Consider the following 13,211-nt stretch of genomic DNA (forward strand, 5'->3'; position numbering starts at 1 on the left):
CTGAGAACCACAGCGGTGGCACCAGTCATCTGGCTCCACCACCCGGCAAGCTAGTACCGCCCGCCCGGGCTCCACCCGTTGCCCGGTAGCTTGAAGGCCGAGCTCGTCCAGTCGGCAAAACTTCGTCAGGTCACAGTCGTCGAAGGTAGCGTTGAGCACGTCGAGGTCTTTCAGATGGCTGTGTAGGAACTTCCATCATCGGAAGGCCTCGACCTCTATCCAGCTATCGACGCGCCACTTCCCCGAGCCCCCCGTCTACACCCTCGATTGTGAAGAGCCGATAAAGAGCCCTGGAGAATGTCCCGATAAGGGCGCCTTACTCCTCACAGGCCTTCAAGGCGCGCCTCAGACGAGCACTTACTCACTCCATAAATGGTGAGGGAAGCCATCACACTTGTATCCACACATGTGGACGAAACTGTGGATGAGGAACAACGCTGCGCGGCGGCGTCACATCGCTCCTGTGCACATGTGGACAACACCTGTGGATGAATGACTCGCCGCGAGCCAGAGCATGTCGCTTCCAGCTGCGGAGGGCAACAAGAACACCGTCTCGGGACCTAGCCCCTGGGCGAGGCAACGATGGGGATGGTCCCAGAGAGGATGCGCCATGGCATGTCGGCGAGCTCGTGTGCGATGGATGCTCCAAAAGACCGACGACAGACCTGGCTGCTCTTCGGCCATCCGTTCCACGTGAAACGAGCGATCTGGCGGGAGCCTGACTGATGGCTGGCCTCTCGAGCTGTCACGAGAGAGCTGATGCTTCAGCAGGCTTTTGCGCAGAACATCGGAAGTATGTCGGTGAGGAATCGTCATCCGATGACTGGTGTAGGTGCAGCTCTCCGTTCGTGCAGCAGAAAGGGGGCGGGTCATGGCGGGCGTCGGACGTCCTTGAGGTCGTTCGGCGGAACACTGGAGCCGCTGCTGTCCCAGTGAGTAATGGGTTCTTGGCTTGCCTGCTCGCATGCCATCCCCTTGGGCGAGAAGAAAAGACACACCGTCTGGGAGGCGTTGGGGGATGTTTCACGTAGAACGCAAGGCATGGGCAGTCTCGTGGCTCCGTAGAAACCTGCCGACACACGACCGTACCGAACGGGTCTACCGGCCACCGCGTTGGCCACGGTTCGCTGAGCGGTACCGTCGTATGCGAAGACTGAAGTAAGCGTCTTCAGCATGATCCACGGGGATGCTCGACAAGACACCTGGAGAGACCGAGTAGCGGCGTTCCGGACAACTATCGACACGAGTGGGTGACTGGCGCAGAAGGGCGGGCCGCCTTGTGATCATTCATCGGCCGCGGACTGTGGCGAGGAGGTGATCTCTCTCCCGCCGTGTGATTCCTGGACGTGTTTCACGTGAAACGCGACTGCAGTGGAACATGGCGCAGTGGGATACGCGAAGAAGGTGGGAGTCTCTCACGGGGCCGAACTGCATTTGCGGGTCGCCTCGGACCACGGAGTCGATTCACCCGTTGGCGCGCCGGGACTCCGGCCATCAGATCGGTGTTCGGCATTGCATACATCTCTGTCTTCAGCTCAATGCTGAGATGAGCGCGTGCGTAGAACCGAATGTCGGTCCTGAAGTAGATGCCATAGTCGCCTATTGAGGATCAGCAGCCGAAGCGCTGGGACGGTGTGCGGGTGCAGGTAGACCTGCTCTCCTAGAAGTGCGTCTTCAGTTTCACCCTGGACGGAGACAAGGCGCCCGCATGGCTACGGTCTACGTTTCACGTGGAACGTGACACGGGCAGCGCTGGCCTGGAAAAGTCTCCGTGCGTTCGGCGAGTAGGCCAGGGGTAGCTAAAAGGAATGGTCTAGACATCTTGGCAGCTCTCACCACGCCCCTCTCCCCAGGTAGTTTCACGTGAAACCTTGGGACGACAGGGTCAAGACTGTCGCTGTGCTGAGGGGACAGTGACTACCGCTCACAACTCAGTGTCCACTTTGCGTGCGCCTTGGTCACGAGTGGATCGACACTCCTGCTGGCACCGCCGGCTCTTAGAGGCAGTCTCCAGGCCTGTTACGCGTGTGCCCTCGACCTAGGGCTGGAAGCATGACAAACGGGAAGCTGGCCGAACATGGGGGTATGCGGGCTTCGCTAGACGGGCGAATCTCTTCGTTCACGCAGGATGGAACACGAACGGCAGTGCCCCAGGGTTGTGACGGATCTGGGCAGAGAGTGGTTCATTGTCTTCGGCTCCTCGTGTCCTCATATCTCCTTGGACATGACGATCTTGGGCACTCGCTCTTTCGCCAAGGAAGCACTCCATGCTCCGCTGACCGCGCCCCAGAGGGCGGCGGGTCGATCCACATGGGTCGACACGCAACACTTTCGTTCGACCATTGTAAGCAACGCTTAACGGGTGATGCGAGGTGCGAGAGCGCAGATGATGCTCTTCGCATGAGGGCATGATTTGTGGTCCGTAGTCGACGGCTGGAGAGTGATTCGGTACATCATTGGCCGTTTCACGTGAAGCAAAGCGCGGTCATCAGCCTTCGGTATCGAACACAAGCCCTCACTCACCTACGTCTGGCCTCCCGCTTCGGTCCCAGACCTCGTTGCTGTCATCCCGGACTCGCATCGCAAGGTGGTTCGGAGACCTGAGCTAACGCGTCGCTGCCGCAAGCCAAGAGCGGCATCGCATGCGGCAGAGCGAGGAACCGCATTCGTGTTTCACGTGGAACGGGACTGCTGCTCCGTAGAAGGAAGCCGTACTCCGACCTAGACTGGACTGGACATATTTCACTGCAGGAGGACATGTGAAGAAGACCCGCCGAGGAGGCCTGGGCCGGGGCCTCGGTGCCCTAATTCAGAGCACCGCAGACGCCGAGGAGACCACGGCGCCAGCGTCTTCCGCCGCGCCGACGGAGGAGACCGGGCAGACTGTGTCCTCTGAGGACGAGAAGGAAGCAACGACGCGCCGGCGCACCGCGTCTGCAGCCGCCGCTGCATCGGAGAAGTCTGCTGACAAGACACGGGGTAAGACGGCGTCTTCGAAGAAGTCCAACGGCACCGGCTCCTCCTCGTCGTCGACGAAGTCGTCAACGATCAAGTCCTCGTCGAGCAAGTCCTCAACGTCCATGCCGTCCAGGTCGAAGACGCCCGCGGCGTCCACGGCGTCCAAGGAGAAGGCAGCCGCGTCGGGGACCACGTCCACCTCCACATCCACGGCCACCGGCGCGAAGAAGAGTGCTTCCACCGATTCGTCCGCGGTCAGTGGCGGAAAGGTCAGTGGCACAACGACGTCCGCTGCCAGCAGGAACACCAGGACCGGAGCCGGCGCCGGTGGCACCACCTCTGCCGAGAAGTCCGCCGACGCACCGAAGTCCACCTCCGGCCGCGGCAGTCGGCCCGTGGATGTCTTCTTCTCTTCTGATCGAACCCCCACGGAGGGTGATGCGAAGGGTGGCAAGGCCACCACTGCTGCCGAAGAAAGGGACACCACTGCTGTCGAGGAGCACGAGCAGACGGACGCCTCGTCCGCGTCATCCCGCTCTGCCGCTGGTCGCAAGTCCTCTGTACGACGCGGTCGTCCTTCCATGCCCGCTGTCAACGCTCTGGGCCGTCGGGCACCCGCGGAGCCGGCTGAGGCTGAAACTGAGGCTGAGAAGGTCTCGGAGAAGTCCGCTGGAGGCTCCGTGCCTGCAACCACAGACGTGACGGCCGGGGCCGAGGTCTCGGAGGCAGGCACCGTGCCCACGGACATCGCCGTGCTTCGCGAGCTGAAGGTCACAGACATCCATCCGAACCCCCGTCAGCCGCGTGAGGTCTTCGACGAGGACCACATGGACGAGTTGGTCACCTCTATCACCGAGGTGGGCATCCTTCAGCCCATCGTGGTCCGCGAGGTGTCCGGCCCCACGCCGTACGAGCTGATCATGGGCGAGCGTCGTTGGCGTGCCACCCAGCTCGCCGGCCTGGACACCATCCCGGCGATCGTGCGTCACACTCCGGACGAGGACCTCCTTCGTGATGCGCTGCTGGAGAACCTCCACCGTTCTCAGTTGAATCCGCTGGAAGAGGCAGCCGCCTACCAGCAGCTCATGGACGACTTCGAGTGCACGCAGGAAGAGCTGTCCCAGCGGATCGGCCGCTCCCGTCCACAGATCTCCAACACGCTGCGCCTGATGAAGCTGCCGCCGCTCGTGCAGCGGCGCGTCGCCAACAACACGCTCACCGCCGGGCATGCCCGTGCGCTGCTCGGTCTCACGGATCCGGCGGAGATGGAGCGTCTGGCCCAGCGCATCGTGTCCGAGGGCCTCTCCGTGCGGGCCACGGAGGAGGCCGTCGCGCTCGCACAGGGTGTCCGCCAGGCCGCCCCGGCCACGCGTCGTCGCAGCGAGCCGACCCGTCATGAGCGCCTGGACTACTTCGCCACCGCCCTGACCTCGCGCCTGGACACCCAGGTCAAGATCACCCTGGGCAAGCGGAAGGGCAAGATCGCCATCGACTTCGCGTCCGTCGAGGACCTCAACCGCATCATGGAGCTGATCCAGGGCGACGACGCGGAGAAGTGAGCCGATCGGCCGCGGCAAGCGGCCGTCGTCGGGGATGGAGGAGGGCCGCCGTAGCAGGCGCCTGCAGTACCGAGGCACATGAAATGCCCGTATCGAATGACACGGATGTCATTCGATACGGGCCTTTCTCATCCCGTCTGACCTGGTCCTTCTCCCTCACCGAATGACAAAGGCCGCCTCCCGCGAGGGAAGGCGGCCTTCATCATGTCAGTGGCAACAGGCCTGACAGGCCTGAGGGTCGGTCAGCTGCGCCTCAGCCGAGGATGTCGGAGAACTCCTCCACCAGGGCCGGCTTGGGCTTGGCGCCGACGGACTCCTTGACCTTCTGGCCGTCCTTGAACGCCACCACGAGCGGGATCGAGGTGACACCGAACTGGGCGGCGGTGGCCGGGGAATCGTCCACGTTGACCTTGGCGACGGTGACCTTGCCCTCATACTCGGCGGCGACCTCCTCCAGGACCGGGCCCAGCATGCGGCACGGACCGCACCACTCGGCCCAGAAGTCCACGAGGACGGGCAGCTCGGAGTCCAGGACCTTCTCCTGGAAGTCGGCGTCGGTGACGTTGATGATGCTCATGGGGTCTCCTTATGCGGATAGTCGGTGGTTTCGGTCCTCCACGGGTCGCTGAGGGCCGCAGGGCGGTCCTCAGGCCGGGTTCGCGTCGGACTCGGGGCCGGCGGGGGCCGCCTCGTCGACTCCCAGGACGTCGGCGAGATAGTGCTCCACGTCCTGGGCGGCCACGCAGCCGGTGCCGGCGGCGGTGATGGCCTGCCGGTACGTGTGGTCGGTGACGTCGCCGGCGGCGAAGACGCCAGGCAGGGTCGTGCGGGAGGAGGGGTGCTCCACCTTGATGGTGCCGTGCTCGGTCAGCTCGAGCTGGTCCTTCACCAGGTCGGTGCGCGGGTCGTGGCCGATCGCGATGAACAGGCCGGTGACGGCCAGTTCCCGCTGCTCGCCGGAGACGCTGTCCTGCAGGAGCAGGGAGCTGACCTTGTCCTCGCCCCGGACTTCGGCGACCTTCGTGTTCCAGTGGAACTCGATCTTCTCGTTGTCCATGGCGCGCTGGCCCATGATCTTCGAGGCGCGCAGCTCGTCCTTGCGGACCAGCACGTGGACCTTGGAGGCGAACTTGGTGAGGAAGAGTGCCTCCTCCATGGCCGAGTCGCCGCCGCCGACCACAGCGATCTCCTGGTCGCGGAAGAAGAAGCCGTCGCAGGTGGCGCACCAGCTGACGCCGTGGCCGGACAGGCGCTCCTCGCCTTCCACACCGAGCTTCCGGTAGGCGGAGCCGGTGGTGAGGATCACGGCGTGCGCCTTGATCTGCGAGCCGTCGCCGAGGGTGAGGACCTTCGGGTCGGACACCAGGTCGGCCTCCACCACATCGTCGAAGAGGATCTCCGTGTCGAAGCGGCGGGCCTGACCCTCCATGGCGGCCATGAGCTCCGGGCCCATGATGCCCTCGGCGAAGCCCGGGTAGTTCTCCACCTCGGTGGTGTTCATCAGCTCGCCGCCGGCGGTGACGGCCCCGGCCACCAGCACGGGCTCCAGGTGGGCCCGCGCGGTGTAGATGGCGGCGGTGTAGCCGGCCGGGCCGGAGCCGATGACGGCGACGTTGCGCACCGTGTCGGTCGAGGGGGTGTCGGTCACGGGTTCCTCCAGGGGGGTCTGAGTCGGTGCTGGTCGCCCCGCCCGTCCTCTGCGGCGCACGGGGTCCACGTATCAGGTCAACGGGCCCGCCGGGCCCGGTATTCCGGCCCGCGGAGGGGACGACGACGGCCCCCTCCCCGGACTGTGGCCATCAGCGGCCATCGGCTCACTGGACGGTGATCTCCGACAGGCGCATGCCGTAGGCGTACTGGGTGTTGTCCACCGCCAGCTGGGGCAGCTCGGTGACGGTCACGACGACGTACTTGGCATTGCCCTGATCGTCGGTGATGTCCACCTCGGCCTTGCCGTCCACGAAGGTGCCCTCGCCGCCGCGGCGCAGATCGCCCAGACCGTCCTCGCTGGCGACGCCGATGGCGAGCTGACCGGCGGAGCTCGCGAGGGACTCCACGGTCACCTTCTCGATGTCCCGGGCCTCCTCGAGCTCGATCACGAAGTTCATGCTGCGGGTGTAGCCGCCGAAGTTCGGGCGCTTGTAGGAGTAGCTCTGCCAGTAGGTCTCCGGGTCGCCGTCGATGATGTTCGACAGCTGGTCGTCGTGCTCGGACTCCAGCGTCGGGGCGTCCGGCACCTCGCGGTAGATGTCCACCAGGGAGGCCGGTTCCGCCGGAGCCACGTCCTCGGACGGGGACGCGGAGGTCTCCTCGGAGGGGGAGGCGCCGCCGTCGGTCGGCTGCGTCGACTCGGTCGGGGACCCTGTGGCCTGGTTGTCGTCCGGCACAGAGTCGCGGTTCTGGTTCAGCAGGAAGAAGCCGGTGATCAGCGCCACGGCCAACAGCAGGACCAGCAGGAGGGCGACGAGCCAGCCGGCTCCGCCCGTCTTGGAGCGTCGGTCGTCGTCGGGATCACGCCGGTCACGGGGCCCGTCCGGGTGGGCCGCAGCGGCTGCTGTGGCCGGGGCGGCACCGCGAGCGGTGTCCTTGCGGTCGCGGTGCGGATCCCGGGCATCGGCGTCACGGCGAGAGCCGGCCGGAACGTCGGTGCCACGACCCGAGGCGCCCGTGGCCGCGGCGGTGGCGCCCACTGCCGCGGCGCCGACACCGGCAGCCGCCGCGCCGCGCCGGCCGGAGCGGTCCTTGCGTCCCTCATCGGAGGCATCACGGCCGTCGGCGCGGGGCTCGTGCTCACTTCCGCGTCCGGCGTCACGGCCATCACCGTTGCTTGCAGCGCCGTCCCGGCGCACGTCGTCTGCCCTGTTCGCGTTCTGTGGGGCCGCTCCGGCGGCGGTTGCTCCGGCACCGGAGGCGGCAGCGGCCGCGAGGGCCCGGCGGGGCGCCGGGCGCACACGGCGAGGGGCCTGCCGCTCAGTGTCCTTCGGGGTGGCCTCGTCGTGCTTCGGGGCAGCCCCGTCCCGGTGCGCCTTGGCGGGGCGGGGACGGGCGGAGTCGGAGGCACTGCCCTCGTCACCGCGTCCGGCGGCGGGCACGGTGGGCATGGGGTCGGTGGAGATGTCCGCGGCGGCGGCGCCGCGGCCCTGCTCGGTTCGGCCGTCACGGCCCTTGCCGGATTCCTGGGCGGCGGCCTGGACGGCGGCCTCACGGCGACGATCGGCCTCGCGCTGCTCCATCTCGGCGCGCTCCTCGGCCTGACGGGCCTCGCGCTCCTCGCGCTCCGCACGCTCAGCGGCACGGCGCTCGGCGGCGGCACGCTCGCGGCGCTCGTCCTCCTCGATCTGACGGGCGCGGCGGCGCTCCAACTCCTCGGCCTCACGGCGCTCACGCTCGGCGCGCTCGGCCGCGGCGGCCTCCTCCCGCTCGCGTTCTACGCGCTGACGTTCGGCCTCCTCGGCGCGGCGCTTCTCTTCCTCGAGACGCTGACGTTCGGCCTCTTCGGCGCGGCGCTTCTCTTCCTCCTTGGCCTTCGCTGCGGAACCCGCGGCGGCCAGTGCGGACGCGCCGGCGGCCTCGCGGGCGGCCGAGCCGTCGGAGGAGGAGTTCATGCGCTCGGACAGGCGGTCTGAGAGCCGGTTGAGGAAGCCGGGGCGGCGGGAGTGCTGCTCCTGGTCCGCGCGGATGTGCTCGTCGAGCTCGGTGTAGTAGGCCTCGTCGTCGTCGTACTCATGGGCCTGCGCATCACGGGAGGAGCCGAAGATCTCCGAGCCGAGGGTGTCCGTCTGGAACGGCTCGACGTAGGTCTCCTGGGGGTAGGCCAGGCCGAGCAGCACGTCAGGGTCCGGGTTGCCGCCGGCGATCAGGTAGGTGTGGCCCTCGGAGAGGCCGAGGTCCAGGACCTGGACGTCGTCCTGACGCTCGCCCGTGGCGAGCTCGCGGGCGGACGAGGCCACCTGGGTCGCATTCTCCAGGGAGGCCACCAGCACGGTGACGCGGCGGTTGAGGACCTGGTCCAGGCCGGTGAACACGAGGTCCTGGTCGGCAGAGGTCACCACATGGTCGGTGATGCGGTAGCGACCACCGAGCACGGATCCGACTTCGATCGACTGGGACACGGGATTCCTCTCACATGACGGCTGCGCGGCGGCCACGGCACGGGATGGCCGTGCGCATTCCCCCATCCTAGAGGCAGTGAGGCGTAACACCAGGGAGGGACGGCCCCCGGGTGCCCCGCCGCGGGCCGGTGCGGGGCCAGGCGGATCAGCGGACGCCGAGCACGCGCCCGAGCGCCGGGATGCGGGAGGCCAGCGGCCGGGTCGCCATCTGAAGCTCCTGCATCCTCAGCACACGCAGGCCGATGAGGTAGACGACGCCCATCACGATGCCGGCTGCGGTGCAGGTGATGATCGCGTTGAGGATCGAACCCCAGGCGAATCCGCCGGAGTAGCCGCCGAGCAGCCAGACGGTCACACCTCCGACGATGCCGGCGACGCCCGCCGCCAGGCCTGTCTTGGCGTGGGCCTGCACCACGGCCGCGAAGTCGTAGTCGCCGAAGCGGCGCACCACGAGCACATGGGAGACGAGGAACGTGTAGATGTGCGAGAGCGTGCCCACCGCCGCGATCCAGTAGGCCAGCGACCAGTCCGGCAGGAAGAACGCGCCGGCGTACGCCAGCACGAGCATGCCGAGGGCGGAGGTCACCTGGATGACCATCGGGGTCTTCGCGTCCTCTGCGGCGTAGAACGCGCGCATCAGGTAGAAGCCGGCGGAGCGGAAAGGCAGGCCCACCGCGAGGATGAGCAGGACCTGGCCGATCGCGATGCCCGCCGGAAGGGCGGTCTCGGAGGCCGAGCCGAAGATGCGGCCGAGCGGGCCGGCCAGCACGATCATCGCCACGGTGGAGAACACCAGCGGCACGGAGAACGCGCGCAGGCCCTGGCTGGTGGTGCTCCGCACCGCCTGCATGTCCTGTGCGCCCACGGAGCGGGCCAGGCGGTTGAACAGCACGGTGGCCATGGAGACCACGAACACCGAGTGCGGCAGGATCGCGATCAGCATCGCCATGTTGTAGGCGTTCAGGCCGGGGATGGCGGCCTGGGCCATGGCCTCGGACCACCCCTCGGTGCCCGGGGCGCGGGAGTCCACGTCCGCGCGGGCGGCGGTGGCGCCGGTGATGATGCGGGCGCAGAGCAGGTTGACCGTGTTGCCGATCAGCATGGTCAGCAGGGTGAAGCCGGCCAGCGCGCCGGTCTGGCGCAGGCCCATGCCCTTCCAGCCGAACTTCGGACGCAGCCCCAGCCCGAGCCGCCGCAGCGGCAGGAACAGGATCAGGGCCTGCGCCACGATGCCCAGGGTGTGGCCGCCGGCCAGGATGACCGTCTGCGTGGTGGTCCACTCCGCAAGCTGGTCCCCGCCGGCGTACCGGCCGAACATCACCAGGTAGAGCACGATCGCGGCGATCGCCACGACGTTGTTCAGCACCGGCGCCCACATGTAGGCACCGAAGCGGCCGTTCGCGTTGAGCACCTGCCCGGCCACCGCGTACACGCCGTAGAAGAAGACCTGCGGGAGTGTCCACAGGGCGAAGACGGTGCCCAGCGTCAGCATGCCCGGGCTCCAGTTGCTCGTCAGGGCACCCATGATCGGGGCGGCGGCCATGGTGATGAGCACCGTGAAGCCGGCCATCACCAGCACCACCAGCGTCATCAGCCTCGAGGTGTAGTCGGCGCCGCGGTCCGCGTCCTTCGCATGCTTGATCAGCTGCGGCACCAGCACCACGTTGAACACGCCGCCGGCCAGCAGCATGTAGATCACGTTGGGGATGGTGTTCGCGGATTCGAAGACGTCCGCCACCAGGGCGGTGGAGCCGATGGCCACGGTGAGCAGGGCCGCGCGGACGAAGCCGAGCACGCGGGACAGCAGGGTGCCGGCCGCCATGATCGCGGACGAGCGCGCCACGTTCTTCTCGCCGGCGGGCACCGCGTCCGTGGGCGGATCGGCGGGCTCGGATTCCCTGACCGCAGCGGTCGGCGAGGCGGTCACGGAGGGGGCGGTGCCGTCGTCGTGCTCGGGGTGCCGGCCTGCGGCGGAGGAGGAGGTGCTCATGACTCGCTTCCGGAAGGGGGAGGTCAGGAGGCGGCGTCAGCCGTCTGCGGGGAAGTGCTGGTGGATGATCCTACGGGCGAGGTCCACGATCCGGCGCTCGTTGGCGAAGGACAGGCGACGCCCGACCTCCTCCAGACGCACCCAGGCGACGTCCACGGCCTCCTGGTCCGGGTCGTTCTCCGTGGTCAGCTCGCCGCCGGTGGCGCGCAGCAGGTAGTGGTGCACGGTCTTGTGGACGCGGTGGCGGGACACGGTGAACCAGTAGTCGATGGAGCCGAGCGGCTCGAGGATCTCGCCGGCGATGCCGGTCTCCTCCTCGACCTCGCGGGTCGCGGCCTCGCGGTGGTCCTCACGGCCCTCGGGGTGGCCCTTCGGCAGGCACCACTCGAGGCGGCCGCCGCGGTTGTAGCGGGCGATGATCGCCACCTCGAGGCCGTCCCGGTGCTCGCGGACCACGAGGCCTCCGGCGGAGACCTCCTCCACGGTGGGCAGGGCCGCGGCGGGCACGCGCGGACGCGGGCCGGTGGGCGGCCCCGGTGTGGGCGTGGGCGGGGTCTGACGCCGCATCCGGCCCAGGACGGCGGAGGGCAGGGGTGCCCCTCGGCGCTCGGGTCGGTCAGGGCGGGTCATGCCTTCAACCTTAGCGTCAGGCGTCCACGTCGCACGCTGGTCCGTCCCGGCACCCCCGCGGCGCTCGGGCGCAGCCCGCGGGTGCGGCCGACGGCGCGGCCTCCGCCCCGGGCGCGCCGCTGCGACCGCTGCGCGTGCAGTGCCCCGTCTGCTCCCCGGGCACCGTCCCCGTCGCGGTTCTCTGGCACCCTTGTACTCATCATGAGCACCTCCTCGCCGCGCGTCCCCCTGCCCTCCGGCTTCCCTGAGGGCGCCTCGCTGCCCGCCGTCGTGATCGAGCTGGGCGAGAGGTTCGCCGCGGCCGGCCGAGAGCTGTCCCTCGTGGGCGGACCGGTGCGCGACCTGTTCATCGGCCGGGACTCCGGCGACCTGGACTTCACCACGGACGCGGACCCGGACGCGATCGAGGCGATCGGCGCCGGATGGGCGGACGCCGTCTGGGACGTGGGACGCCGCTTCGGCACCATCGGGTTCCAGAAGGACGGCTGGCAGCTGGAGGTCACCACCTACCGTGCCGAGCAGTACGACCCGACCTCGCGGAAGCCGCAGGTGGCCTTCGGCGACAGTCTCGACGACGACCTGGTCCGCCGCGACTTCACCGTCAACGCGATGGCCCTGCGGCTGCCGGCGATGGAGCTGGTGGACCCGCACGGCGGCGTGCGGGACCTCGCCGCAGGCCTCCTGCGCACCCCCGGGACCCCGGAGGACTCCTTCTCAGACGACCCGCTGCGCATGATGCGCGCGGCCCGCTTCGCCGCCCAGCTCGGCCTGCAGGTCGCGGACGAGGTGGAGGCCGCCATGACGGACATGGCCGAACGCATCGACATCATCTCCGCCGAGCGGGTCCGCGAGGAGCTGGTGAAGCTGATCTGCGGCGCCGACCCGCGCCGCGGACTGGACCTGCTGGTCCGCACCGGCCTGGCCGACCGCATCCTCCCCGAGCTGCCGGCCCTGCAGCTGGAGACCGACGAGCACCACCGCCACAAGGACGTCTACGCCCACTCGCTCACCGTGATGGAGCAGGCGATCGAGCAGGAGGAGCGCTACTCGCCGCAGTCCCCGGACGTGGTGCTGCGCCTGGCGGCCCTCCTCCACGACGTCGGCAAGCCCGCCACCCGTCGCTTCGAGAAGAACGGTGCGGTGAGCTTCCGCCACCACGAGGTGGTCGGCGCCAAGCTGGTCCGCAAGCGCCTGCGTGCCCTGAAGTTCGACAACGAGACCATCAAGGCCGTCACCCGCCTGGTGGAGCTGCACATGCGGTTCTACGGCTACGGGGACGCCGACTGGACCGACTCCGCGGTGCGCCGCTACGTCCACGACGCCGGACCGGTCCTGGACCGCCTGCACGCCCTCACCCGCTCGGACGTCACCACCCGGAACAAGCGGAAGGCCAACCGCCTCGCCCACGCCTACGACGACCTCGAGCGCCGCATCGCCGAGATCTCCGAGGCCGAGGAGCTCGCCGCCGTCCGCCCGGACCTGGACGGCGAGCAGATCATGGCACTGCTGGGCATCCGTCCCGGCCCCGTGGTGGGACGCGCCTACCGGCACCTGCTGGAGTGGCGCCTGGACGAGGGCCCGCACGAGCAGGACGTGGCCGAGGCCGAGCTGCGCCGCTGGTGGGCCGAGCAGCCGGAGTCGCGGGAGGACACCGGGGCCTGACGGCCGTCCGTCGCCCGCTGTCGATCACTGTCCGCTGAACGACTGCACTGCAGGTTCGGTAGTCGGACGGCGACCATGGCCTCCGACTGACTACCGAACCTGCTCCGACGTGCCGTTGCTACAGGAACGCCGCGCTCACGTGGCTGGAGGAGCGTCCAGCACGGAACGGAACCTGCCCCGGTTGCTCATGGCCACAGCCAGGACAAGGGCAAGGACTGCGACGATGTAAAGAACGCCGATGACAGGTCCTTGCGCCTCCCAGGTGTGGGGGACCTGCAGGAGTGCCAGGCCCCCCAGGGG

Annotated in this window: 8 protein-coding genes and 1 pseudogene; 2 read left to right on the forward strand and 7 right to left on the reverse strand. The window is 68.3% G+C overall.

From position 1 onward, the window contains the following. Both FM125_RS11755 and FM125_RS06385 read right to left on the reverse strand, forming a co-directional pair. Nucleotides 1–159, reverse strand: a pseudogene (locus FM125_RS11755) (ISL3 family transposase); the annotation flags it as partial. A gap of 2,650 nt (nucleotides 160–2,809) precedes the next feature. Continuing rightward, a complete protein-coding gene (locus FM125_RS06385) occupies nucleotides 2,810–3,388 on the reverse strand; it encodes a hypothetical protein (RefSeq protein ID WP_143745254.1) in 579 nt (192 codons plus the stop codon). Between FM125_RS06385 and FM125_RS06390 the strand changes: the two genes are divergently transcribed. Next, complete coding sequence (locus FM125_RS06390) at nucleotides 3,354–4,517, forward strand: ParB/RepB/Spo0J family partition protein (protein WP_245829849.1); 1,164 nt, start codon at nucleotides 3,354–3,356, stop codon at nucleotides 4,515–4,517. The genes FM125_RS06385 and FM125_RS06390 overlap by 35 nt on opposite strands. A gap of 253 nt (nucleotides 4,518–4,770) precedes the next feature. Here the strand turns inward: FM125_RS06390 and trxA are convergent, their stop codons facing one another. The 5 genes from trxA to FM125_RS06415 all read right to left on the reverse strand — a co-directional run bounded on the left by trxA (nucleotide 4,771) and on the right by FM125_RS06415 (nucleotide 11,249). Next, nucleotides 4,771–5,094 (reverse strand): thioredoxin, encoded by a 324-nt coding sequence (trxA, locus tag FM125_RS06395; RefSeq protein WP_067191329.1) that lies wholly within the window; start codon nucleotides 5,092–5,094, stop codon nucleotides 4,771–4,773. Between the two features lie 69 nt (nucleotides 5,095–5,163). Next, the gene (gene trxB, locus FM125_RS06400) at nucleotides 5,164–6,165 is read right to left on the reverse strand and encodes a thioredoxin-disulfide reductase (RefSeq protein WP_087134028.1); all 1,002 of its coding nucleotides are present in this window, start codon (nucleotides 6,163–6,165) and stop codon (nucleotides 5,164–5,166) included. 166 nt (nucleotides 6,166–6,331) lie between these two features. After that, nucleotides 6,332–8,629: a hypothetical protein gene (locus FM125_RS06405; protein WP_087134029.1), complete on the reverse strand. Its 2,298-nt coding sequence runs from the start codon at nucleotides 8,627–8,629 to the stop codon at nucleotides 6,332–6,334. 145 nt (nucleotides 8,630–8,774) lie between these two features. Then, nucleotides 8,775–10,619 (reverse strand): murein biosynthesis integral membrane protein MurJ, encoded by a 1,845-nt coding sequence (gene murJ / locus FM125_RS06410; protein ID WP_087134030.1) that lies wholly within the window; start codon nucleotides 10,617–10,619, stop codon nucleotides 8,775–8,777. Between the two features lie 36 nt (nucleotides 10,620–10,655). Then, the gene (locus FM125_RS06415) at nucleotides 10,656–11,249 is read right to left on the reverse strand and encodes an NUDIX hydrolase (RefSeq protein ID WP_082740022.1); all 594 of its coding nucleotides are present in this window, start codon (nucleotides 11,247–11,249) and stop codon (nucleotides 10,656–10,658) included. Nucleotides 11,250–11,450: 201 nt separating this feature from the next. Between FM125_RS06415 and FM125_RS06420 the strand changes: the two genes are divergently transcribed. Then, the gene (locus tag FM125_RS06420; protein WP_087134031.1) at nucleotides 11,451–12,911 is read left to right on the forward strand and encodes a CCA tRNA nucleotidyltransferase; all 1,461 of its coding nucleotides are present in this window, start codon (nucleotides 11,451–11,453) and stop codon (nucleotides 12,909–12,911) included. The last annotated feature ends 300 nt before the right edge of the window (nucleotides 12,912–13,211 follow it).

It is taken from the genome of Micrococcus lylae (assembly GCF_900163825.1).
GTDB classification, from domain to species: domain Bacteria; phylum Actinomycetota; class Actinomycetes; order Actinomycetales; family Micrococcaceae; genus Micrococcus; species Micrococcus lylae.

Bases quoted from the DNA above. Each gene is read 5' to 3' on its own strand.
- trxA (WP_067191329.1), bottom strand. From the start codon at position 5,094: ATGAGCATCATCAACGTCACCGACGCCGACTTCCAGGAGAAGGTCCTG.
- murJ (WP_087134030.1), bottom strand. From the start codon at position 10,619: ATGAGCACCTCCTCCTCCGCCGCAGGCCGGCACCCCGAGCACGACGAC.
- FM125_RS06415 (WP_082740022.1), bottom strand. From the start codon at position 11,249: ATGACCCGCCCTGACCGACCCGAGCGCCGAGGGGCACCCCTGCCCTCC.
- FM125_RS06420 (WP_087134031.1), top strand. From the start codon at position 11,451: ATGAGCACCTCCTCGCCGCGCGTCCCCCTGCCCTCCGGCTTCCCTGAG.